The sequence below is a fragment of the Gemmatimonadetes bacterium SCN 70-22 genome, assembly GCA_001724275.1.
Taxonomy (GTDB): Bacteria; Gemmatimonadota; Gemmatimonadetes; order Gemmatimonadales; family Gemmatimonadaceae; genus SCN-70-22.
The window spans coordinates 13,437-35,379 of the sequence record MEDZ01000031.1 but is presented as its reverse complement, the minus strand read 5'-3'; the positions used below and the strand labels follow the sequence as shown (position 1 = coordinate 35,379).

At 71.8% G+C, this 21,943-nt stretch carries 16 protein-coding genes; 3 read left to right on the top strand and 13 right to left on the bottom strand.

The features are described 5' to 3' along the window. Window positions 1-30: 30 nt before the first annotated feature. The 12 genes from ABS52_14670 to ABS52_14615 form a co-directional block, all read right to left on the bottom strand. A complete protein-coding gene (locus ABS52_14670) occupies window positions 31-1,314 on the bottom strand; it encodes a hypothetical protein (protein ID ODT02251.1) in 1,284 nt (427 codons plus the stop codon). A 47-nt stretch (window positions 1,315-1,361) separates the two neighbouring features. Continuing rightward, on the bottom strand, window positions 1,362-2,072 hold the full coding sequence (locus tag ABS52_14665) for a hypothetical protein (GenBank protein ODT02250.1): 711 nt from the start codon (window positions 2,070-2,072) through the stop codon (window positions 1,362-1,364). Between the two features lie 41 nt (window positions 2,073-2,113). Next, on the bottom strand, window positions 2,114-2,614 hold the full coding sequence (locus tag ABS52_14660) for a hypothetical protein (GenBank protein ID ODT02249.1): 501 nt from the start codon (window positions 2,612-2,614) through the stop codon (window positions 2,114-2,116). Then, on the bottom strand, window positions 2,614-4,056 hold the full coding sequence (locus ABS52_14655) for a hydrogenase (protein ODT02248.1): 1,443 nt from the start codon (window positions 4,054-4,056) through the stop codon (window positions 2,614-2,616). The genes ABS52_14660 and ABS52_14655 overlap by 1 nt, the downstream gene beginning before the upstream one ends. Further along, window positions 4,056-7,112 (bottom strand): hypothetical protein, encoded by a 3,057-nt coding sequence (locus ABS52_14650; GenBank protein ID ODT02247.1) that lies wholly within the window; start codon window positions 7,110-7,112, stop codon window positions 4,056-4,058. Before ABS52_14650 ends, ABS52_14655 begins: the two co-directional genes overlap by 1 nt. Window positions 7,113-7,202: 90 nt before the next feature. Continuing rightward, complete coding sequence (locus ABS52_14645) at window positions 7,203-7,844, bottom strand: hypothetical protein (protein ODT02246.1); 642 nt, start codon at window positions 7,842-7,844, stop codon at window positions 7,203-7,205. Between the two features lie 93 nt (window positions 7,845-7,937). Beyond that, on the bottom strand, window positions 7,938-8,753 hold the full coding sequence (locus ABS52_14640) for a hypothetical protein (GenBank protein ODT02245.1): 816 nt from the start codon (window positions 8,751-8,753) through the stop codon (window positions 7,938-7,940). Next, window positions 8,746-9,636, bottom strand: coding sequence for a hypothetical protein (locus ABS52_14635; protein ODT02244.1), 891 nt, complete (start codon window positions 9,634-9,636; stop codon window positions 8,746-8,748). The genes ABS52_14640 and ABS52_14635 overlap by 8 nt, the downstream gene beginning before the upstream one ends. Further along, window positions 9,633-10,952, bottom strand: coding sequence for a hypothetical protein (locus ABS52_14630; protein ODT02243.1), 1,320 nt, complete (start codon window positions 10,950-10,952; stop codon window positions 9,633-9,635). The genes ABS52_14635 and ABS52_14630 overlap by 4 nt, the downstream gene beginning before the upstream one ends. 65 nt (window positions 10,953-11,017) lie before the next feature. Next, window positions 11,018-11,830, bottom strand: a complete 813-nt coding sequence (locus ABS52_14625; GenBank protein ID ODT02242.1) for a hypothetical protein — start codon at window positions 11,828-11,830, stop codon at window positions 11,018-11,020. Continuing rightward, complete coding sequence (locus ABS52_14620; GenBank protein ID ODT02241.1) at window positions 11,823-14,708, bottom strand: hypothetical protein; 2,886 nt, start codon at window positions 14,706-14,708, stop codon at window positions 11,823-11,825. Before ABS52_14620 ends, ABS52_14625 begins: the two co-directional genes overlap by 8 nt. Next, the gene (locus ABS52_14615; protein ID ODT02240.1) at window positions 14,705-16,351 is read right to left on the bottom strand and encodes a hypothetical protein; all 1,647 of its coding nucleotides are present in this window, start codon (window positions 16,349-16,351) and stop codon (window positions 14,705-14,707) included. The genes ABS52_14620 and ABS52_14615 overlap by 4 nt, the downstream gene beginning before the upstream one ends. Window positions 16,352-16,360: 9 nt before the next feature. Between ABS52_14615 and ABS52_14610 the strand changes: the two genes are divergently transcribed. Both ABS52_14610 and ABS52_14605 read left to right on the top strand, forming a co-directional pair. Further along, complete coding sequence (locus ABS52_14610; protein ID ODT02239.1) at window positions 16,361-17,338, top strand: hypothetical protein; 978 nt, start codon at window positions 16,361-16,363, stop codon at window positions 17,336-17,338. A 25-nt stretch (window positions 17,339-17,363) separates the two neighbouring features. Further along, window positions 17,364-18,209 carry a hypothetical protein gene (locus ABS52_14605; protein ID ODT02238.1) on the top strand — a complete coding sequence of 282 codons (846 nt, stop codon included), beginning with the start codon at window positions 17,364-17,366 and terminating at the stop codon, window positions 18,207-18,209. Between the two features lie 169 nt (window positions 18,210-18,378). Here ABS52_14605 and ABS52_14600 read toward each other — a convergent pair whose 3' ends face one another. Continuing rightward, window positions 18,379-21,063 carry a hypothetical protein gene (locus tag ABS52_14600; GenBank protein ID ODT02237.1) on the bottom strand — a complete coding sequence of 895 codons (2,685 nt, stop codon included), beginning with the start codon at window positions 21,061-21,063 and terminating at the stop codon, window positions 18,379-18,381. Window positions 21,064-21,292: 229 nt separating this feature from the next. On the opposite strand from ABS52_14600, the gene ABS52_14595 reads away from it, so the two are divergent. Further along, window positions 21,293-21,904, top strand: coding sequence for a superoxide dismutase (locus ABS52_14595; protein ID ODT02236.1), 612 nt, complete (start codon window positions 21,293-21,295; stop codon window positions 21,902-21,904). Window positions 21,905-21,943: the final 39 nt, after the last annotated feature.

Genomic DNA, 21,943 nt, shown 5'->3' with positions numbered 1-21,943 from the left:
AGCGCTCCTCGTCCCCTCGCCCTCCGTCCGCTACTCGTGCGCCGGGAGGGGCTCCATGGTGCGCGGGTCGACGGGCACCTGCATCTCGTCGCGATGCGGCGACGTCATCCACACCACGCGCATGCGCGGGAAGGCATCCATGAACTGCAGGTACACGTAGCCGAACAGGCCAAGGAAGCCGAGTGTCGTCCCGATCTCCCAGATGCCGAAGGGGACCGACGTGACGGTCTGGACGTAGATCGGCGGGTAGATCTCGAGGTACCGATGGATCCACATGCCGATCATCGTCGTCGCCGAGAAGAGCGCCATGGTCGGCATGTAGAGCTTGGGCGCCTTGCCCAGGAGGCCGAAGAACGGCGCCAGGAAGACCAGGAAGACGACCGAGACGCTCAGGCCGGTCCACGGCTGGATGAGGATGAGGCGCAGGCGATGCGTCTCCTCGGACCAGTTGCCGTACCAGATCACGAGGTACTGCGAGAAGGTCAGGTATCCCCAGAAGGCGGTGAAGGCGAAGCAGAGCTTGCCGACATCGTGGAGCTGGGTGTCGGTGATGACGTCGTGCGCCCCCATGAAGTCGCGCCACCAGCGCAGGAGGAGGGCGAACATCATCAGCATCACGAGCCAGCCGCCCATGAAGACCTGCCACCCGTACATCGTGCTCTGGAAGTGGTAGTCCATCGACATGGACAGGTCCCACGAGAGCATCGTCCAGCCGAAGCCGAAGGCGAGGGCGAGGAAGACGGCCAAGCGTCCCTGGAGCGAGTGGGTCGAGTGCATCTCGCGGCGCTCTTCCCCGAAGCCGCGGCGCATGCCGTCACGGATCCCCTTGGCCCACGAGGCGCCCCACTCCGGGAGGAGCCCCACGTCCACGCGCACCGATGTGTAGGTGTACCAGAGGCTGAGCGCGGTGATGATGCCGAAGACCAGGATCACGCGGAGCGTGAAGAAGGTCGGGTCGAGCCACTTCGCCTTCTCCGGGATCGTGATCGTCTCGTGCACCCACGGGAAGATGTGTCCCTTCCCGATGAAGAGCGTGAGGAGGAGGAGGACGAAGGCGACGGGGAGCCAGGCGACCATCCCTTCGACGAGGCGGATCACCGAACGCGACCAGCGCGCCGTGGTGATGCGCTGCACCGCGGCCAGCATCACCCCGGCCGACGCCGGGATGGTGAAGAAGAGCCAGTTGACGTGGAACGCCTGCCAGACGCGATCTTCGCCCATCACCGCGCCCGCGAGGAAGACGGCGAAGCCGACGGCCGCGAGGACCAGGGAGATCGTGCGCAGGTTCTTTGGCACCGGCTTGGCCTGGATCATCGCGACCAGGTCCTGCCGGGAGGGCGTATCTGCTCCGTGATGTGCGCTCACTCGTGTTCTCCCGTCTTCGCCGGTTCGCTCGAGGCGCCCGGCGTTCCGATGAGCCCCGGGGCCACGTGCGGCACCCAGCGGTTAGGACCAAGCGCGGTCGGTCCCGGGACCTTGTCGCCGTTGACCCCCGGCATCGCGAGGGGGCCGGTCGCGACCTGCACACCGGTCACCAGGCCTTGCAGGGCGCGCAGGTAGTTCACCACGTCCCAGCGGTCGGCTTCCTCGATGCGGTTGTACGACGGCATCAGGCCGCGGCCGTTGCGCATCATGCCGAAGATGTAGCCGTCGGTGCGATTCTTCGTCATGTCCAGGAGGAGGTTGAAGGGGGGGATGCCGTACCTGGTGGCCGCCCCCATGCCATCACCTTTCTCGCCGTGACAGACGGCGCAGTTGATCTCGTAGTACTTGTGCCCGTTGGCCAGCGACGCCTCGGTCACCGGGGTCGGGTTCTGCGCCAGCGCCCCGATCGTGTCGATCTGGAACGGGAGGCTGGCATAGGACACCTGCATGGCGCTCACCGCGGTCCCGGTGCGCGGCACCGATCCCTGCGGCGCGCCACGCACCGACTTGAGGATCGAATCCTGCTCCCAGGTGGTCACCATCGGCTGGCGCTTGAAGTCGGTGAACCACTCGCACGCCGTGAGCGAGAGGACCGCCGGCGCGATGAGCGCGAAGCGTCGGACGGTGGGCATGATTCGGCGCGTCATCTCGTCTTTCCGTCTGCGCGACGTCCCGTCTGCTCGACGCATCATGACTCGGTCCTCACGTCGACGGCACCGTGGGCGCGCAGCGTCTCCTCGGCCTCCTTGAGCCGTTCGGGCGCCGCCTGTACGTAGATGCCATAGTCGCCGTGCGTGAAGCGCGGGTCGAAGCCCACCGTGGCGGTGATCTTCGGGATGCGCGAGTTGATGAACATGGCGGCCACGGTCGACAGGGCCCCGACGAGCACCATGACTTCGAAGCCGATGATGGTGTACGGGATCCAGCTGGCGATGGCCTTGCCGCCCACGACGAGCGGCCAGTACTCCGAGGTCCACACGGCGATCCAGTAGCCGAAGGTCACGCCGATCAATCCGCCGATCAGGGTGAAGCGGCGCACGGGACTCATCGGCGCGGCCACCGCGTGCTCGATCTCGTGCCGTGGCGCGGGCGTGTAGACGGTGAACTCGTACTTCTTCTTCTTCAGCGCTTCGATCGCGTCGCAGGTCGCGTCGATCTCACGAAACGCTGCCACAAGTCCGCGTCGCATCAGTCGAATTCTCCCGGCGTCTCGGTGCCGTAGGGGAGGTGATGCCCGCTGGCGTCGATCCCGTGCCCGCGCGCATGGGCGCGCAGCTTGGGCGGGACGATTTCCTTCACCTCGGCGATCGCCACCACGGGGAGCTGCTTGATGAAGAGGAGGAACCACATGAAGAACCACCCGAACGACCCGACGAGGATCGCGACGTCGACCCAGCTCGGCGCGTAGTGCCCCCACTGCCAGGGCTCGAACTCGTGCGAGAGCGACGGGACGATGATCACGAACCGCTCGAACCACATCCCGATGTTGATGAAGATCGAGAGGATGAAGAGCCAGGTCGGGTTGCGGCGCAGCTTCTGCGAGAAGAGCGAGAGCGGGAAGATCATGTTGCAGGTCAGCATGATCCACGCGGCCCACCACCATTCGCCGAAGACGCGATTCCAGAAGTAGTCCTGCTCCACCGCCACGCCGGAGTACCACGCGACCCAGAACTCGATCAGGTACGCGCACCCGACCACCATCGACGTGAAGAGGGCCAGCTTGGCCGCCGCGTCGAGGTGGTTGATGGTGACGTAGTGCTCGAGCTTGAAGAACTTCCGGATGGGGATGATGATCGTGAACACCATCCCGATGCCCGAGAAGATGGCGCCGGCCACGAAGTACGGCGGGAAGATCGTGGCGTGCCATCCGGGCGTGAGCGCCATGGCGAAGTCGAACGACACGACCGAGTGGACCGAGAGCACCAGCGGCGTGGAGAAGGCCGCCAGGAACAGGTACATCTTCATGAAGTGGCGCCACTCCGGCTCCGAGTTCCGCCACCCCAGCGACAGCACGGCCAGGATCCGCTTGCGCACCGGGTTCGTCTCGCGGTCGCGCAGCACCGCGATGTCCGGGATGAGCCCCACGTACAGGAAGGTCGCGGAGACCGTGAGGTAGGTGAGGATCGCGAAGACGTCCCACACCAGCGGCGACTTGAAGTTCGGCCAGATGAGGCGCCAGTTGGGATAGGGGACCAGCCAGAAGAACTTCCACGGCCGCCCGATGTGGATGATCGGGAAGAGGCCGGCCGTCATGACCGCGAAGACCGTCATCGCCTCCGCGCATCGGTAGATCGTGGTGCGGAAGCCGGCGCGGAAGAGGAAGAGGATCGCCGAGATGAGCGTCCCGGCGTGGCCGATGCCGACCCAGAAGACGAAGGTGATGATGTAGACCCCCCACATCACCGGCGGGGCGTAGCCCGCGTTCCCGAGTCCCCAGTAGATCTGGTAGATCCACGCCGCGGCGCCGACGAGGAAGAGCGCGATCGCGATGCCCAGCGCGCCGAACCAGCCGGCGCTTGGCTTGAGCGTCCCGATGATCTCGTTGTCGACCTGCTCGTAGTCCCGGACCCCCGGGAGCTGCACGTTGGCCGAGGCGACGTTCGGCCGGAGCGGTTCGGCGAAGGTTGCCATCAGTTGGCTCCTCCCGCCGGATGATTGACGCGCTTCAAGTAAACCACCGCGGTGTAGGTACTGAGTTCCTCGAACACGTGGTAGCCGCGTGCATCCTTGGCCAGCTTGGCCACCGACCAGTTGTCGTCGGCCGCGTCACCGAAGACGATCGCCTTCGACGGGCACGCCTGGGCGCAGGCCGTCGTGAACTCGTCGGGCTTGAGTTCGCGCCCCTCGAGCTTGGCCAGGTTCTCGGCCTCGCGGATGCGCTGCACGCAGAAGGAGCACTTCTCCATGACGCCCTTGCCGCGCACGGTGACGTCCGGGTTGAGCTGCAGGTGCAACGGCTCGGGGAAGGCGTACTGGCGCCGCTCCTTCTCCCCGTACCCGTGCCAGTTGTAGTAGCGCACCTTGTACGGGCAGCCGTTGGAGCAGTAACGCGTCCCGACGCAGCGGTTGTAGACCTGGACGTTGAGCCCGTCGGGCGAGTGATAGGTCGCGTACACCGGACAGACCGGCTCGCACGGGGCGTTGCCGCAGTGCTGGCACATCATCGGGACGAAGCGCGCCTCGAAGTCGCTCAAGCCGTCCTCGCCCCCCTCGAAGTAGCGCTCGATGCGCAGCCAGCTCATCTCGCGCCCCTTCAGGATGTTGGCCCCCGGGCGCGTATCCCAGGCGCTGTCGTCGCTCGCCGAACCCGGACGGAGCGACCGTCCCTGCCAGCGCGCCCCGACCGTCGGGATGTTGTTCTCGGCGTAGCACGCCGTGACGCACGCCGAGCAGCCGGTGCACCGCGCGAGGTCGATGGTCATCGCCCAGCGGCGCTTGGCCATCCCGCTCCAGTGGTCCGGCGCATACATCCCGTGATCCTTCGCCGTGGAGTCGGCGAGGTCACCCTGGGCGTCCGCGGCCACCGGCGACCGCAGGCCGGGGAGGAACTCGTGGTTGGCGTCGCCCGGGAAGGCGTGCTGCTCCTCCTTGAAGCGGCCGGCCACCAGGTCGGCGACGGTGATCGCCTGCGCGATCCCGCGCCCGTGCTGGCGCGCCGACCCCTCGGTGGTGACGAGGTCCGAGCGGGCCCCCGCCTTGCTCACCCTCGCCTTGAACTGCGTGAGCGCCAGCGCCCCCGCACCATTCCAGGTGGCGCCTAACGCATCGAGGGCGTTGATCCCGAGGTCCTTCGCGTAGCGCCCGTATCCCGTGTGCCCCTGCCCCAGCGCGACACCAACGGTATCCTGCCGGATGCCGAGGTACGGGAAGGCCGGCGCGGTGATGCTCCCCGCCGCCGTCTGCACCGTGACGTGATCGCCGGCGGCGACGCCGAGCTTGCGCGCCGTGAGCGGGTGGATCTCGATCCACGACTGCCACAGCACCTTGGAGACGGGGTCGGGGAGCTCCTGCAGCCACGGCTTGTTGGCCCCGGCGCCAGTGCCGAGCACGGCGTGCGGATACACCACGAGGAAGTAGTCGCCGTCGCCGCCGATCGGCGCCGGTGCGGCCGGTGCGAGCGCCGGCCTGGCCGCCGCATCGCGCTGCGGCAGCGTGCCGTTGGCCATGCCCGTGGCCAGCGCCTGCGTGAAGGCGGCGGCGCCGCCCGGGAAACGGCTGACGAGGTAGTCGCGATACGTCTTCCACGCGAAGCGCCCGGCGATGGCCGGGTCCCCCTGCGCGAGCTGGAGCAGGACGTCGGCGGTGGCGCGCGTGTCGAAGATGCGCTCCATCACCGGCTGCTGCAGCGAGATCACGCCCGGCTTCGCCTCGGCGTCGCCCCACGACTCGAGCGCGTGGTCTCCCGGGAGGACCAGGTCGCACAGCTCCGACGTCTCATCGGGATAGCTCGAGAACGAAACCTTGAACGGGACCTTGGCCAGCGCCTCGGCGAACTTGACCGACTTGGGCGTGTCGTAGGCGGGGTTGGCGCCGCGCACGAAGAGGAGCGCGACGTTCCCCGCATTGGCCGCCTCGGCGATGGCGGCCATCCGCTGGGCACCGACGGCGCCGTTGTAGCCGCCCATCGGCTCGCCCGGCTTGACCGTGACGCCGACGTTGCCGGCCGCCTTGTTGATGTCGGCGGCGAGGGTCGCCACGACGCCGGCGTTCGGCGTGGAGACGCCCGAGAGGACGAGGCTGGGGCGTGCGCCCTTGAGCGCGTCGGCGAGGCGCTGGAGCGTGGCCTCGGTGACGCCGCTGGCGGCTGCCGCCTCGGCGATCGTGGCGCCCCCAGCGCCGCCGACCGCCCCCAGCAGCGCCCGGGCAATGACTTCCTCGCTTCCCGGGGTGCAGGCGATCCACTCGTCGGCGTTGAGGCCGGTGAGCGAGCGGCGCGGGCCGACGTAGACGAAGCGCGGGGCATGCTGCAGCCGGGCCCGCGCATCGGCGAACGCCAGCTGCATCGGGACCGAGGCGTCGCGCCCGTCCAGGAAGTCCGCGCCCAACGAGACGACCAGCGACGCCGCCGCCATGTCGATGCCGGGCATGGCGACGCCATAGGCCGCGGTGTTGGCCGCGCGCAGGGCCAGGTCGGCGCCGCTGTCGTACTGGTCGTGCGCCGGGAAGCCGAAGGCGCCCAGCCACTGGTCGAGGAAGACGCCGAAGGTCCCCGAGGCGTGCTCGTCGATGAAGACGACGTTCTGCCCCTGTCCCCTGGCGCGCACCTCCCCGAGCTTCTGGCCCAGGAGGGCGATCGCCTTGTCCCACGTGGTGGGGACGAGCTTCCCTCCCTCGCGCACCATCGGCTGCCGGTAGCGATCGGGGTTGTACAACCCCTGCAGCGCCGCCTGGCCACGCGCGCACAGCGCGCCGCGGTTGACCGGGTGCTCGGGATTCCCCTCGAGCTTGATGGCGCGCCCGTCGCGGACCTCGGCGACCACGCCGCACCCCGCCGCGCACTCACGGCAGGTGGTGCTGTAGTAGGTCGAGACGCCCGGGACCGTCTGGTCGGGGGAGACCAGGTACGGGATGAGCTTCTCGACCTTCTCCTGGCTACATCCGATGGTGGTGGTCACGGCGCTGGCGGCGCCGAGAACCTTGAGGAACTCGCGGCGCTTGACGCCCGCGGACCCCGATGACTGGCTCATGCAGTGCTTCCTCGATCGTCGAGACGGACCGCGGCGCTTGGGACCCGATTCGTTAGGCCCGGCATCCGCGGCGGCGGCGAAGCTTCCAGGTCAGTAGTGGCAGATGGCGCAGTCGTACCGCGCCTTCTTCGGTTCCACATTGGCGGCCGCCCTGGCCCCCACCGTGTCGCCGGCCGCCAGCAGTCCATCACTCAGCTTGTAGCCCTTCACGTGACAGTTCACGCACCACCCCATGTTGAGCGAGGCGTTCTGCGACACCTGGGCCATCTCCTGCACCGCCCCGTGGCACGTCTGGCAGGTGACCCCGGCGCTCACGTGGCGCATGTGCGGGAAGCGCACGTACTCCGGGAGCTTGTGAATGCGCACCCACGGAATCGCCTTCCACTTGTCGACCTGCGCCGGGGGGGCGAAGGTCTGCAACGTCTTGATCGGCTCGCTCACGCGGGCCGGCTTGCCATCCATGGCCGGGCGGTTCGGCCCCACCACCGTGTGGCACCCCATGCAGGTCCCGACGGCCGGGAGCCCCGGGTCGGGCGACTTGTTGGCGCTGTAGTGGCAGTACAGGCAGTTCATCCCGAGGGTCTTCACGTGCACGGGATGCGGGAATGCGATGGGCTGCACCGGGGCGAAGCCCTGCGACGACGATGCGCCGCTATAGGCCGACAGAAGGGTCGCCGCCGTGGCAATGGCGAAGAACGCCGGGATCAGCGCCCACTTGCGCCTGCTCGTCATCGAGTCGTGAGGTGGGAGGGAAACCGAGTGATTGATTCGGGCTTGTGAATGATTTCACAAGATCCCGAAACAGCGGCGAAAAATGAACACCGGTCAAGCGAGTCGCAAGAGTGACGCATCGCCCAGCGCGACGCCAGCCACATCGGCCGGGAGCAACGCCAGATTCGCACGCGCGCCCTGCGTCAATCGCAGCGGCCACATCGTCCCGTACACGAAGCGCGCTGACCCCACGGTGCGGAACAGCTGCGCGAGCTCGTCGGTGGGCGGCCCCCAGATCCAACTGAAATCGTAGAAGACGTGCTCCCGCTCGGCGGGCGTCAGTCCCCAGTGCACTTCCTCGACGAGCTCGCGCGACGGCGCCGTCACCACCAGGGGGCCCGCTCCCCCGCTCCGCGCCAGCGCCCGCACGTGTGCGGCCGAGAGGTCGGGGGTCGCGTCGAGCGGGTGGCGCTGGCGCACGTCCTCGAAACGCACCGTCAGGACGAGCGCACGCCCCGCGCCGGCGCACGCCTCGGCGAGCGCCGCCAGGCGCTCGTCGCCCGGGGCCATTCCCCAGAGCTGCGGGTAGGCGCGGATGGCCGGGACGCCGGCGTCGACCAGCCTGCCTAACGACTCGCGCCACCCCGGCCAGTCGGGGCGCACCACCGGCGCGGGGCGCAGCACCGCCGCGTGCGGCGCCAGCGCCCGCAACAGCTCGGCGTTGCCCGGCGCCGGGTCGCGGTGGAAGGCCGTCGGGAGGTGCCCCACCCATGCCTGCGCCACCCCCTCCCGCGCCAGGACCCGGACGAGGACCTCGGGGTCGGGATGCGGGACGTGACGGAAGGGATACCCGCCGATGAAGGTGTTGACGTCGAGCCGGACGGGCGACGACGGGTGCGGGACGGGGGCAGCGGCCGCCGCGTTAGGCATGGGCGAGCTCCGACAGGCCGGGGAAGGCATGGGCCGGGAAGATCCGCGCGGCGTTGCGCCAGCGGACGTCCTGCAGGGCGTCGTCGGAGAGGCCGACCACCTCCAGCGCCCAGAGCTTGGCGAGCCCCGTGCAGAGGGTGATGTCGGCCCCCCACAGCAGCCGTCGGGGACCCACGGCCGCCAGGGCGTCGTCGAGCATCCCCCGGTCGATCCCGCTCCCCGAGAGGTCGAGGAAGATGTTGGGGACGTCGCGCACCGCCGCGAAGGTGTGTGCGTAGTCGCCCCCGCCGCCGATGTGGGCGAGGATGAAGGGGACCGTCGGGAATCGTTGCGCGAGCACGGCAAGGTCGTCCCCGTCCGAGATGTCCTGCGAGGGCCAGTGCCGGCGACGGTGCTGCCAGATGTGATGCAGGACGGGCAGGCCGTGCGTGCGCGCCCGATCGACGACCGGGACGAGGAGGGGATCGTCGCAGCGCCGCGCGGCGGCGAGCTTGAGCCCCACCGCCCCGCGCGCGACACAGCGGTCGATCTCGCCCACCGCGAACTCGGAGTCGTTGGGATTGACGGCGACGTACGCGCGCACGCGATCGGGGTGCGCGCGCTGCATGGCCAGGGCGAAGTCGTTGGCCGGGCGCGTATCGTCGGGCGACTGGAAGTAGGTCGGCGACCGGCGCCCCCACGTGCCGAGCACCGAGGCCACGTGCCAGGAGATCCCGATGCGATCGCCGGCCGCCAGGCGGCTGGCGTTGAGCTCCGCCCAGTCGGGGCGCGCTCCCTCGCGGTGGAAGAAGTGCGCGTGCACGTCGATCAGCGCCGCCGGGCCACCCAACGCCGGGGCGCCCGGGCGCGCCGCCGGGGGGCCCGGGGCGACGTCACCAGTCACGATGCCTCCCCCTCGAGCACCTCGACCAGCGCGGTGCTCGCCACCCGCTCGACGTCGAGGAGGATCTCGTCCTCGTCGTGCGCCATGGCGGCGTAATTGTACGCGCCACGCTTGAACAGGACGCCGCCCAGGGCTGCCCGCTCGAGGAAGCGCAGCTGGCGGCCGGCGTCCGCGAACTCGACGCTCCACATCGGGTCGATCCCCGTCACCTGCACGCCATCCACGCCGCTCGCGTCGACCGCGGCCGCGACGCTCTCGCGCATCTGCTTCCCCACGCGCCACAGCGTCGCGCAGACGTCGGTCTCGGCGTAGATGTCGAGGACCGCCCCTGCCGCCGCGAGCCCGACCGCCTCGCCCGCCAGCGTCGCCGAGATCCACGTGCGCTCGGCAGCCTCCATGACCGCGGCGCGGCCGGCCACGGCCGCGATCGGGAATCCGTTGGCCATGGCCTTGCCGAACACCGCCAGGTCGGGCACGACCCCGCCGTGCTCCTGGTATCCGCCAGGCGCAATGCGGAACCCCGTCTTGAGCTCGTCGAAGACGAGCACCGCACCCGCCTCGTCGCACAGCCGGCGCGCGGTGGCGGCCCACTCGGGCGACGGGAAGCCACCGATGACCGGTTCGAGGACGATCGCGGCAAGGGAGGAGCCGGCGCGCCGTGCCGCGCGCTCGAGGGCGGGCACGTCGTCGAACGGAACGGCGACGAAGTCGGCGTGCGCTCCCGCCGGGACTCCCGCGCTGTCGCTCCACCAGTCCTGCCAGCCGAAGTAGCCGCACCCCACCACGGTGGCGCGCGCCGTCGCCGTGCGGGCGATGCGCACGGCGGCGGCGACCGCTTCTCCCCCCGACTTCAGGAACCGGACCTGCTCGGCGCACGGGATGATCTCGCAGAGACGCTCGGCCACCTCGACCTCCGCCGTGCTCGCGAGGCCGCTGACGTTGCCGTTGGCCACGGCGGCCAGCACCGCCCGGCTGACGGCCTCGTCGCCGTACCCGATGGCGACCGACCCCAACGCCATGGTGCAGTCGATGAGCGATCGCCCGGAGGGGGTGGCGACGCGGCACCCCTGCGCCGAGGTGAAGTGGGCGGGGCCGATCGTCGACCCCGGGCCGTAGAGCGCGGCCGGGCGCTTGCTCCCGGTCGACGTCCCGCCCGGGATGACGACCGCCGCCCGGTCTCGCCAGTCGAGGTCGATGCCGTCCGCATCGAGCGCCTCTTCGGGAGCGACGTCGAGCTCCTCCTCGCCCTCGGGTTCATCGGGAGGCGGCGGCGGCGCATCGTCGGAGCCGCGGCCGAACAGGCGCTTGAACGGCATGATCAGGGAGGGAGGAGGTGAGATGCGGGGGGGGCGAACGGCGTCAGGCGAAGTGGGTCACACGATCATGCATCGGGCGGCGGCGCGGCGTCACCACCGAGCGCCGGGGCGACCGACTCGCTCCCCGCCGCCCCCTGGCGACGGATGCGATCCATCGTGCGCACGACCTCGATGTTCATGGCCCGCAGGAGCTCGATTTCGCGGGCATCCGGCGCGGCGCGGAAGTAGAGCGAGCGGATGCTCCGCATGATGTGGTCCCGAAAACGCGTCTTGAAGAAGTCGATCGCCGCCAGCGCGCGCTCGACATCCTGGAAGAGGCGCTCGAACTGCTCGGCACTGGCGGGGGGCGCATCGTGCCGGGGCGGCGCCACGACGCGCGTCGCGTCACCGGCCGCCAGATGCAACTCGTACAGCGCCACCAGCACGGCCTGGGCGAGGTTGAGCGAGGCGTGCGCCGTGGTGGGGATCGTGACCAGCGTGTGCGCCCGGTCGAGCGCCTCGTTCGGCAGGCCGTGGTCCTCGCGGCCGAAGAGGACCGCCACCGGTCCGTCGGGGACCTTCTCCAGGAGCCTGGTCGCCATCGTGCGCGGCAAGGCGAGGTCCCACTTGTGGCGGCGCCGGCGTGCGGTGAAGGCGGCCACGTGCACGCAATCCGCGAGGGCCTCATCCAGCGAATCGACCGTCCGGATGCGCTCGATGACATCGTAGGTGTCGTGGGCGATGCCCTCGAGGCGATAGGCGGTGACCTCCACCGGGCGCACGAGGACGAGGTCCCGCACCCCCATGTTCTTCATCGCGCGCACGGTGGCGGCGATGTTGACGGGGTCCTGCGGTTCGAAGAGCACCACGCGGACGTGGTGAAGGAGCGATTCAGTCATCGATGAGTTCGAACACGAAGGCGCGGTCGGCGTCCTGCCGGTCGCCGCGCAAGTAGATCCATTCCCCCTCGCCGCCGGAGAGGACGAGCTGTCCCCGCCGGCGTTCGCGACCGGGTGAAATCTCGTTGATGATGACGTCGAGGGTGAAGCCTTGCGACGGCGCGACCACGACGGCGGTCCGCGGAATGGTGGCCCGGAGCGACCACCCGGTCGACGTTAGGCGCGCCGAGGCGTCGAGGGTGGCCGGGGGGCCGAAGGCGGCCCGTGGCGTCACGCGGACCTTCCCCCTCCCCCCTTCGGGGACGAGGATCCACGAGTAATAGCGGGCGCGCCCATGGAGGGCGCCGAGGTACAGCTGGACGCCATCCGAGTTGATGTCGGGGTGTTCGTTGTCGAGCGGGTTCTCGTCGCGCCGGGGGGCAAAGTCGGGGGAGGGATCGGGGACCCTGATGTCGACCACGATCCGGTCGCCGGTCGCGGCCACCGCGACGTCCGCCGTCGGGCGCCCGGCCGCCTCCCAATCCTGCTCCGAACGGCGGTAGTGATCGCGCCCGAGACGGAACGTGGCCACGCCTGGAGCGCCACGCGCGTCGGCGAACGACGTCAGGAGTTGGTCGAGCGTCCCCGCCTCGGCTGGGAGGTGATGGGTGGGGCGAAGGGTGAACATCGCTCTTCCATCGGCCCGATGGCCGGCGGCACGCGTGCCGCCTTCCGCGGCGGGCGGCGGGGCGCCGTCGGCTGCCGAAGGGGCGTCGGACGGGAGCGCCTGCCCGGCCGTCGCCTCCTCCTGGGCGGGGGCGAGGGCGAAGGCGTGGGCGACGGTGGCGCCATCCGCTGCGACGACGATCCGCCACTCCCCCCCGCCGTCTCCCTCGAGACGCCGGTGCTCGTGCCGCGCCCCGTTCGACAGCAGCACGACGGCGGCGGCGCCGTCGAGTGATGCCGACGCCACCTCCCCACGCCACGACCACACGCTGCGAATGCACCCCTCGCTCGCGCGGGCGCGCAGGCACAGGAAGCGCCGGGGACCTTCGCCGGGCGGCCCCGGGGCCACGCATCGCCACCACTCGTGCGGCGCCTCCGCGTGCGTCCAGAGCCTCACCGCGGCCGCGCCAGCGTGCGCCTCGAAGGCGCGCTGCCCCGAGCCGGGGAGGTACTCGGCGCTCGTCACGAAATCGAAGCCATCCTCCTGCCCCTTCCCTCCGGCCAGCGTCGCCTCGCCCCATCGCGCCGCGCCGTCCATTTCCGCGTCCACGTGCATCGGGAGGTCGAAGGTGATGATCCGATCGGCGTGCCACCGCACCTCGTCGAGCAGGTACGGTTCCATCGCCACGACGGTGCGCTGCACCACCACCCCCGGGGCGATGGTGGCGCGCGCCGCGACGATGCCGCCGGCGCCGGGGCGCTCGTCCCAGGCCGACAGTTCGCCGGAGTTGCGCCACTGCGAGCGCCCTTCGGCCAGGGGCGCGTTGTGCGCCAGCGTGCTGCGGTACCAGTGCAGCGTGGGGTCCACGTACGACCCCGTCCCCACGTCCTCGAGAATCCGGGCATCCCCGACGACGAGCCAGAGGTTGAGGCGATCCGGGTGACCGTGCCCGCCGCCCGACTCGCCATAGTCGAGGGCGATGAAGGTGCGGGCATCGTCGCGCCGGAAGACCGCGATCCCCTGCCCCGCCAGGTGCACGGACTCGGCCGGGCGGGCGGCGAGCCGGGGGAGCGCACCGCGCGCGAACAGGAGCGACTTCCACCCTAACGAGGCACGCGTCAGGCGGACGGGTGCGACATTGCGCTCGGCGTCGGCGGTCGAGCGCGCCCGCCCGGTGTCGCCCTCCGGCGCGGGCCCACCGTACAGCGCGGCCAGGGCCGCGAGCAGCCGGGGGTCATCACCGCGGGCCACGCCCAGTTCGCAACTCTCGGCGATCCGCCACTGCCGGAGCGAGACGCGGTACTGCGAGTCGCGCCGCGACGGGAAGGTGAAGTCGGGGAGCGCCGTGGCGAACGGGGTGGCAAAGGCCTCGGCGAACCGCCGGCGCCCCTCCTCGGGGAGCGGCGCCCCCAGGGCCTCGGCGATCGTGACGCCGTACCAGAGCCCGCGATGCGCGAACAGGTGGTAATTCTCGCCCTCGTACCAGGTCCCGTCGGCAAGCAGGGCGGTGGTGAGCTGCGCCGCCACCCCCGAGCCGCCGTGGATGGCGCGCGCCACCAGGGTGTCGTCGCCGAGGAGTGCGCCGGCCGCCGCCAACGCGGCGTTGTTGTAGGCCTGGCGGTTCGACATCCCCTCGTCGTACGAGGCAATGAGCGCGGCGCTGGGGCGGACGAGCCGCTCGCGCACCTCGTCGCCCAGCGCGCCGCGCCCCCCCTGCACTTCGAGGAGGTCGAGCGCGATCGCCAGCTGCAGGAGCCAGATCGACTCGAGGTACGTGGAGAAGAACGGGCGCGTGGGGCCGAGGACGTTGTCGCGATTCGGGTAGTCGTCGTATCGAGCGGCGTAGCCGAGGAGGATGTCGCGGGCCAGCGCGCCGGCGGCGGGGTCCCCGGTCAGCGCATGCAGCGAGGCCGCGTGCACGGCGCGCTCGGCGAGCCAGAGCTGGTAGTTCATGATCCACCAGCGATAGTGCTCCTCCTCGCGATACGCCTCGTGGCACTCGGGACAGCGATGCGCGCGGGGCGACGCGGGGTCGAAGTCGAGCAGGACGCCGTGCCGGGGGCAGCGCCCCCCGACCCGCGTCAGGCGCGCCTTCTCGGCCGGGATCCACGGCGCGCCGGTGCCGAGCAGCGGCGCCAGGTCGCCGCGCAGCGACTGCGCGAGCGACGCGAGCGGACCGAGCGCCAGCGGGCGACGGTCCGCGAGGGCGACTGGCGACAGGAGGAGCGTCATGGCGCGCCGCCGCCGTGGGCGATCGTCCAGTCGTGCAGCGTGGCGAGCTCGCCGCGGAGGTCGAACCGGACGCCGCGCAGCCGCCGGTTCACCCCCTGGACGCCGCGCGCATGGTAAAGCCAGGCCACGGGGGCGGCCGCGTCGAGGCGACGCTGTACGTCGTCCCACGCGGCACGGAGCGACGCCTCGTCGCTGGCGGAGCGCGTCGCGGCGAAGGCGGCATCCAGCGCACGATCGTGATACCCCGCGTAGTCAAGCGCCCCGCCGCGCTGGGCGCCGTCGAACATCCCGGCCAGGTGCCCGAGCGCGAGGTCTCCGGGGATGCCGGTGACGAGCGCATCGAAGCGCTTGGTCGCCGCGCGCGCTTCCACCAGGAAGGCGCCAAGCTCCAGCTGGCGGATCTCGACGGCGATGCCGACGCGGCGCAGGTCACCCTGCACGAGCTGCTCGAGGGCGTTGTCACCACTCCCGACGGTGAGGAGCGTGACGCGCAAGGGAATGGCGTCGCGCACGCGCACGCCGTCGGGGGCCAGGCGCCACCCCGCGGCGTCGAGCGCTCGCTCGGCCCCTTGCGGGTCGGGGGGTGGCGCGTGCCGTGCACCGCCAGCCGCAAGGGGGTGCTCCGGGGGGACGGGCGACGTGGCCGGCGTCCCGAACCCGGCGAGGGCGACCTGCACGATGCGCTCGCGGTCGATGGCGGCGCTCACGGCCCGCCTGACACGCACGTCGTCGAACGGCGGACGCGTGGTGTTGAAGACCAGGGCGTAGGAGAAGGTGACCGGGTACGACCGGACGGCGAGCGTGGGGTCGCGGGCGACGAGCGGAGCCATGGTCGGGCTGATCCCGGCCATGTCGAGGTCACCGCTCACGAGCCCGGCGAACTTGGTGGTCGGCTCGTCGACGACGGCGACGACGAGCCGCCCGATGCGCGGCGCCCCGCCCATCGACGCGGGGAAGTCCGGGTTGCGGTCGAAGATCCATCGCTCGCCGGCTCGCCGCTGGCGAAACACGAAGGGACCGTTGCCCAACGGAGCGGTGGCGAAGGCATCGCGCCGGAAGGCGTCGCGCTTGACCCCCGCCAGCCGGTGCGCGGGAACGATGGGGAGCTCCGCCAGGACCGCCGGCACCCCGGCGAGGGGGCGCCGGGCGATGAGCGTGATCGTCGAGTCGTCGAGGACCTCGACCCGCTCGAGCCACTCCAGGTCGGGCGCGCGCGGCGACGCGGTGGCCGGGTCGCGCGCCGCCTCGAGGGTGAAGGCGACATCGCGGGCAGTGGTCGGGGTCCCGTCGTGCCAGCGCAGGGTGCGCTCGAGGGTGAAGGTCAGGGCCCGACGGTCGCGGCTCCATCGCCAGTGCCGGGCGAAGTAGGGGATGGGACGCAACGCCGAGTCGACCTGCGTGAGGGTGACGAAGAGCGCGAAGCGTTGCACCTGACGCGCCATCGGGTGAACGGTGACCAGCGGGTTCGCCGACTCGAGGTCGGCGCCCGAGGCCAGCACGACCACGTCCCCCGGCGCCGCCGGCAGGCGATCGGCGGCCGGAGCGCAGGCCGCCGGCACGGCGGCGGCGAGCGCGGGGAGCGCCGCGAGCGCACGCAGCAGCCATCGGCGACGGGGCGTTGACGCGGGCGATGCGCACCACATTATGACGGCGTGCGCACGCTCATCCAACGTGGCGTCGAGGCGCTGCTGCTGTTCTGGCTCGTCGTCTCGCTCACCTTCCTCGTCGTCCACCTCGCTCCAGGGGATGCGGCCGACCTCCTCGTCTCGCCCTCGGCCTCGGCGGACGAGGTCGCGCGACTGCGCCGCTCCCTCGGGCTCGACCGGCCGATCCCCGAGCAATATGCACGCTGGGTGGGCGGCGTGCTGCGGGGCGACCTGGGCGACTCGTTCGCGCTCCGGGAACCGGTGACGCGGGTCCTGGCGCGCGCGCTCCCCGTCTCGCTCGGGCTGGGCGGGACCTCGCTGGCGCTGACGTTCGTCCTCGGCGTCGGCGTCGGCCTGTACCAGGCGGCACGGCGTGGCCGGTGGCCCGACCGCGTCCTGGGGATCGTCGGGATCTCGATCTTCGCGGCCCCGAGCTTCTGGCTGGCGCTGGCGCTGGTGGCCCTGTTCACGTCGGGGGCATCGTGGTGGGGCTTCCCCGAATGGTTGCGGCTGCCGGCGTTCGGCGTGCGCAGCCCGGCGTCGACCGCGACGGGTTGGGACGCCGCCGTGGAGGTGACGCGCCACGCGATCCTCCCGGTGACCGTGCTGACGGCGATCGGCGCCGCCGGCATGGCTCGTTATGCGCGAAGCGCCGCGCTCGACCTGGCCGGCAGTGACTTGGTCCGGACGGCGCGGGCGAAGGGGCTCGGCGAGCGGCGCGTCCTCGGGCGGCACGTCCTCGCCAATGCGGCGCCACCGCTGGTCGTCCTCTTCGCCCTCGCGCTCCCCGGCGTGGTGGCGGGATCGGTGTTCGTGGAGGGGATCTTCGCCTGGCCGGGGATGGGGCGGGCCATGCTGTCGGCGATCGCGTCGCGCGATTACCCGGTGGTGATGGGGGCGACGATCGCCTACGCGGCGCTCGTGATCGCGGCCAACGCCCTCGCCGATGTCGCGTTGCACCTGCTGGACCCGAGGCGGCGATGACCCGGCTCGCCCGATCGCGCCGCCGATGACGGGCCCCGCGCGCGGCGCGCTGGCCGCCCTCCTCGTCCTCGCGATCCTCGCGATCGTCGTCCCGTCGCTCCACCCCGCCGACCCGCTCGCGATCGGCGACGTGGCCGGCGCGCGCCTCGTCGCCCCGATGGCGCGCGACGCGGCGGGCGGGCTGCATGCACTCGGCACCGATCGTTTCGGGCGAGACATCGTCGTCCGCATGCTCCTCGCGGCCCGCATCTCGCTGGCCGTCGGGATCGTGGGATCGCTCCTCGCGACGCTGGTGGGGATCGTCGTCGGCGCGGCGAGCGGATGGTGGCACGGCCTCGTGGACCGGGCCGCGATGGCGCTGTGCGACACCCTCCTCGCCGTGCCGCGCCTGATCCTCCTCCTCCTGTGTGCCACGCTCTGGCGCCCGGGGATGACGACGGTGGTCGTGGTCCTGGCGCTCACGGGGTGGATGAGCGTCGCCCGACTGGTGCGTGGCGAGGTGCGCGGGCTGCGCACGCGCGCGTTCGTGGAGGGGGCGCGGGCCGCCGGGGCGAGCGAGTGGCGCGTGCTGTGGCGCCACGTCCTTCCCAACGCCCTCGGCCCCGCGATCGTCGCGCTCACGCTGGGGGTGGGGAACGCGATCCTGCTCGAGAGCGGACTCGCCTTTCTCGGCCTCGGCATCCAGCCTCCCACGCCCAGCTGGGGCAACATGATCGCGGGAGGGCGCGACCTGATCGTGACCGCGCCGTGGGTGGCGCTCGCCCCCGGCGTCGCGCTCATCGCGACGGTGCTGGCCTGCACCGTGCTGGGTGATGCGCTGCGCGACTCGCTGGCTGGCGACGGCGCTGGCCACCTCGGCGAGCGCACCTGACGAGTTCGGCACTCCGGCCCCTGCGGCGCATGTCGGCGTGCGCCGTCCGGTGGCGATCGCCGGGCGCGGGGGGGGGCGCCCCTGGTTCGCTCAGGCAGCTGACGGACCGCGACACGCCCGGGGCGATCGTCGCCGACCTCCCCGGCATGCCGCGGACGGCGATGGAGCGCTAGCGCCTCAGCAGCACCGTCACCACGGCGCGCGGCGGGGCGTGAAACGCCGCGCGCTCGCCGCGCACGTCGAGTGCCCCGAGCGGCGTCTCGTCGAGGCGCGCGAGCCACGCCTGCCGCACTCCCGCCAGCTGCCACGCCCCCTCCACCGTCCGGTCGAGGAGGTTGACGCACCGCAGCACCAGGGAGCGGCCATCCTCGCCCTCCTTGCAGCTGGAGAGGGCGAGCCCCTCGCCGCGCAACGCTAGGCCCGGCACCGTGGCGGGGGGGGACGTCGCCGCACCCCACGTCTCGCCCACCAGTGGCAGGAGGAAATCCTCCATGGCCCGGCGCACCGTGCAGCGGACGGCGTCGGTGCGCGGCCCGTGGGCGAGCAGCGCGAAGCGGGCGGCAAACGGACCGAGCGACTGGGCCTGCGGGGTGGCGACCGGCCACCCGGCGTGCCCGGGGCGCTCGGGGAGGTCGTGGCGAGACAGCTCTCCCACCGCGCGCACGAGGGTGACGGCGATCGTGCCGTCGCCCATGGCCTCGTACTCGGCCAGCCCGTCGCCGAACAGCGTCACCCCGCGATCCCTCGCGTAGAGCGACACGTAGCGATGCAGCGGGGCCGTGCGCACGACGCCCTCGCCCGCCCTCCCCGCCCCGATCGCATCCGCGGCGGCGACCGGCGGTCGCAACACCTCTCCGAACGCGGCGTCGGCCCACACGTCGGGAGCCTGCAGGCGGGTTCGTGTCGTCAGCCGCACACGGCAGTCCGCGGCCCGGTGCTCCCCGTGTACCGAGAAGACGACGCACGCTGCCCCGGCGTCGAGCTGCACATCGACGGTGACGGTGACCGGCGTGGCACCGCGCCTGACGGCGACGCCGGTGGCCGTCACCAGCGACCGCGCGGGCACGGTCGCGCGCATCGACAGGCGCAACTCGCCGCGCAGCGGCCCGCGGCGGACGACACGATGGCGCACGATGCGCCCCTGCGCCGCCGTCCCCTCGATCGGCGAGTGCGTGTAGAGGTCGCCGCGGTCGCCGACGACCTCCAGGCCGAGCACGTCGTGCAGCACCGCGCCGCCGGCGGTGGCGATGCAGAGCGCCCGGGCTTCGTCCACCCAGACCCGGCAGCGGCCGTTGTCGAGCGAATCGGCGGTGGCGACGACGGCATGCTCCACCGCGCGCGCGCGCGCGCGGCCGCGCTCGATGGGGATCGACCGCAACCCCATCCCCTCGACCTCCTCGACCGCCGCCAGCACGCGACGCCGAAGGACGAGCCTGTTCCGCGGGTAGTGCCGCGGCGATTCCTCGCGCACATGCACCAGCTCGCGCGACAGTTCCTGCTGGGCGACGATCCCCTTCCCCAGGCGCCCTCCACGCGCTGGCGCCAGCGGGAGCGCCTGGCCAGCGGACCCCGGCCCGACGGCCACCAGCCCCAGCGGCTCGTCCACCTCCAACTCGCAGATGCCGCCGCGCGGGCGGGGGACCGGGTTCCAGAGGACGACGACGGGCGCCCAGTCGTCGGCGACGCGCCGCGCGCCCGCCGGATCGTGCCCGAGGCGCGCCAGCGCGGCGCGGCGGGCGGCGAGCCGTCCCGCGCGCATCACGATGCCGAGCCGGTGGTCCATCGCCCCGGCGACGGCGTCGCTCGAGCAGCCGCACAGCGTGTCGTGTGGCTGGCAGGCCAGCAGCGTCCGCCAGAGTAGGCGCCCCTCGTGGCGGCGCGAGTGCGCGTCGCGCCACCACGCCAGTGCGGAGAGCGGCTCGACGTGGTGCACCAGGAGCCGCTCGGCCACGGCATGGGCGCGCTTCTGCGCCGCCCGCGTGGCGAGGGTCCCCTGCAACGACCATGCGTAGTCGGGCGACGTGCGGAGTTCGCCGTGTATCACGGGGAGCGCCACGCCAGCCGCGCGCGCGACGAGGGCATCGGCGAACTCCTGCAGCGTCCCCGGGATCACCGCATCGGGCGCCGCCACGGCCGACAGCGCCGCAAGCGCCTCCGCACGACGCGCCTGCACGGCGTGATGGTCGGCGCCGTTGGGAAGGAGGGCGATGCCTAACGTGGCGCGCGGCGCGAGGATGCCGCGCACCGTCACCCACCGGGCGCGCGCCGCCTCGGGCGACGGGGGCAGGTTCGCCCCCAGCTCGTAGCCATCGGGGGCGAGGTGGTACAGCAGGACCTCGCTCCCGTCGCTCCCCCGCCAGCGCGCGGTGTCACCGTCGGGCCACGGCGCGCCGCCGTAGCCGCGCCACACGATGCACACGGACAGTCCGAATCCCGCGGCCAACGGCGGGAGCGCGGCGGGGTGGCCGAACGCGTCGGGGCAGTAGAGCACCGACGGGGGCGTCCCCCCGAGGCGCATCACCTCGCGTCGTCCGGCGAGCAGGTTGCGGACGAGTGCCTCCCCGCCGGGGATCAGGTTGTCGCCCAGGACAAACCACGGCCCCGCCTCCACCGCCGCGGCGCGCAGCGCCCGCACCAGGTCGCGCTCGCGCTCGGGACGCGCCTCGACGTAGTCGCTGAGGACGATGCCTTGCCCATCGAGCAGGAAGTGGGGGCCGGCCTCGCCGTCGAGGACCTCGTCGACCAGTTCCACCAGCCCCAGCCGGAACTCCTCCGCCGTCCGATACCACTCGCGATCCCAGTGCGTATGGGTCACGACGTGCAACACCAGCGGACGGAAGGGGCGATCGGGCATGGGGCGGGAGTCTGGACCGGAGGCCTCGCGCGGGCAAGGGCGCACCCCGACGGATGCGCCGTGGCGGGCGTCCGCGACACGGGCGGTGACGCATGAGGAGCGAGGAGCGCGGCGAATGGGGACGGAGGCGCTTCACACTCCCGCTCCCCGCGATTTACTTGAGGAAGCGACCCGCGCGCACGTTTGCGGCGCGGATCGCCCCCTCAAGCCCTACGGGAGAGCGAATCTCATGGCACACACCCTGGCTGCGCTACCCTACGCGTTCGATGCGCTCGAGCCACACATCGATGCGCGGACCATGGAGATCCACCACGGCAAGCATCATCAGGCATACGTCAACAATCTCAACGCCGCGCTGGACAAGCACCCGGCGCTGCACGACAAGCCGCTCGAGGCGCTGCTCGGCAACCTGGCCGGCGTCCCCGAGGACATTCGCACGGCGGTGCGCAACAACGGTGGCGGACACTGGAACCACGCGTTGTTCTGGCAGTTGATGGGGCCGAGCGCCGGCGGCGAGCCGAGCGGCGCCCTGGCCCAGGCGATTGCCGCCTCGTTCGGCGACTTCGCCACGTTCAAGGCGCAGTTTGCGGCTGCCGGTGCCGGGCGCTTCGGCTCCGGGTGGGCGTGGCTGCTGAAGGACGGCAAGCGGCTCAGCATCACCTCGTCGCCCAACCAGGACAACCCGCTGATGGACGGCCGCTCGGCGGGCGACATCCTCCTCGGCATCGACGTGTGGGAGCACGCCTACTACCTCAAGTACCAGAACCGCCGCCCCGATTACATCGCGGCGTGGTGGAACGTGGTGAACTGGAAGGCGGTCTCGGCGCGGTTCGAGGGGTAGGAGACGCGCCGGGAGACGGGCGTGCGCACGACGGCACGG

What these genes read in the sequence shown, in the direction of transcription:
- ABS52_14670 (ODT02251.1), bottom strand. Translation starts at nt 1,314, where the DNA reads ATGATCCAGGCCAAGCCGGTGCCAAAGAACCTGCGCACGATCTCCCTG.
- ABS52_14665 (ODT02250.1), bottom strand. Translation starts at nt 2,072, where the DNA reads ATGACGCGCCGAATCATGCCCACCGTCCGACGCTTCGCGCTCATCGCG.
- ABS52_14660 (ODT02249.1), bottom strand. Translation starts at nt 2,614, where the DNA reads ATGCGACGCGGACTTGTGGCAGCGTTTCGTGAGATCGACGCGACCTGC.
- ABS52_14655 (ODT02248.1), bottom strand. Translation starts at nt 4,056, where the DNA reads ATGGCAACCTTCGCCGAACCGCTCCGGCCGAACGTCGCCTCGGCCAAC.
- ABS52_14650 (ODT02247.1), bottom strand. Translation starts at nt 7,112, where the DNA reads ATGAGCCAGTCATCGGGGTCCGCGGGCGTCAAGCGCCGCGAGTTCCTC.
- ABS52_14645 (ODT02246.1), bottom strand. Translation starts at nt 7,844, where the DNA reads ATGACGAGCAGGCGCAAGTGGGCGCTGATCCCGGCGTTCTTCGCCATT.
- ABS52_14640 (ODT02245.1), bottom strand. Translation starts at nt 8,753, where the DNA reads ATGCCTAACGCGGCGGCCGCTGCCCCCGTCCCGCACCCGTCGTCGCCC.
- ABS52_14630 (ODT02243.1), bottom strand. Translation starts at nt 10,952, where the DNA reads ATGCCGTTCAAGCGCCTGTTCGGCCGCGGCTCCGACGATGCGCCGCCG.
- ABS52_14625 (ODT02242.1), bottom strand. Translation starts at nt 11,830, where the DNA reads ATGACTGAATCGCTCCTTCACCACGTCCGCGTGGTGCTCTTCGAACCG.
- ABS52_14620 (ODT02241.1), bottom strand. Translation starts at nt 14,708, where the DNA reads ATGACGCTCCTCCTGTCGCCAGTCGCCCTCGCGGACCGTCGCCCGCTG.
- ABS52_14615 (ODT02240.1), bottom strand. Translation starts at nt 16,351, where the DNA reads ATGTGGTGCGCATCGCCCGCGTCAACGCCCCGTCGCCGATGGCTGCTG.
- ABS52_14605 (ODT02238.1), top strand. Translation starts at nt 17,364, where the DNA reads ATGACGGGCCCCGCGCGCGGCGCGCTGGCCGCCCTCCTCGTCCTCGCG.
- ABS52_14600 (ODT02237.1), bottom strand. Translation starts at nt 21,063, where the DNA reads ATGCCCGATCGCCCCTTCCGTCCGCTGGTGTTGCACGTCGTGACCCAT.
- ABS52_14595 (ODT02236.1), top strand. Translation starts at nt 21,293, where the DNA reads ATGGCACACACCCTGGCTGCGCTACCCTACGCGTTCGATGCGCTCGAG.